Below are 870 nucleotides of genomic sequence, written 5' to 3'. Positions count from 1 at the left end.
TGTCCCCGCAACCAAAACAACAAAAACCGCCCCACACAACAGGGCGGTTTTTGCGTTGGCAGAGCCAGCCACAAAAGCACAGGCAACGCTCACGCCGATGGATCGAGGCTAGCCTCTTCCACGCAGGTGCCGGCAGTCGTCGTAGATGCGCTCAGCGCCGCCAGGGAACGAGCGCCTGCAGTTTCTTTTTCCTTTTCCTGCTACCGCGGGCTCACTCATCGGCCTAGAGCTTCCCGACAACTTCAGCCAGTTGATCGGCGCATTGGCCCCAACCTGCGTGGAAGCCCATCTTCTCGTGCATCTCGCGATCGGCGACCGTCCAGTGGCGGGCGCGGGCGGTGTATTTCGTTTTGCCGCCAAAGTCCTCAAAGGTCAGGATCACCGTCATGAACGGCTTTTCAGAGGGTTCCCAAGCCTTGGTGTAGGCGTCGGTAAAGACGAGACGCTCGTTTTCGACGACTTCAAGATAGATTCCCCTGTTCGGCATATCGTTGCCGTCAGGGTCGCGCATCACAATCAGACTCGCGCCACCCGGCCGTACGTCGAGTTCCGCGACAGGCGTGGTGTAGGGGCGAGGCGCAAACCATTGCTTGAGGAGTTCGGGATCGGTCCAAGCCCTGAACACCTTCTCGCGTGGCGCATCGATGATGCGAGTCAACACGAGCTCGCGATCCGAGATCGGGGCAGTTTCGGCTGGTGCAATCATTCGACTTCTCCTTGGTTAAAGCGCTTTTGGTTTCAGTGTAGGACATAGCCGGCGTGCCTGATCCAGCCTCGGGCATCTTTTGCAGTGATGGCGTCGAGGGCTGGTTTGAGTTCTGCTTCCAAGGCTTCGAGGCTGCGGGCAGCTCTCGCCTTGAGCCGCTCTTT

General features: G+C 59.0%; 1 protein-coding gene. It reads right to left on the bottom strand.

What is annotated here, in order from left to right; all coding sequences use genetic code 11:
• Positions 1–223: 223 nt before the first annotated feature.
• On the bottom strand, positions 224–706 hold the full coding sequence (locus tag AB4Y97_RS20995) for an SRPBCC family protein (protein ID WP_442000974.1): 483 nt from the start codon (positions 704–706) through the stop codon (positions 224–226).
• Positions 707–870: the final 164 nt, after the last annotated feature.

This window comes from Microvirga sp. 2TAF3, assembly GCF_052114965.1.
In the GTDB taxonomy this organism is placed as follows: domain Bacteria; phylum Pseudomonadota; class Alphaproteobacteria; order Rhizobiales; family Beijerinckiaceae; genus Microvirga.
The sequence above is the reverse complement of the archived record's forward strand: the minus strand, read 5'-3'. Positions and strand labels throughout refer to the sequence as shown.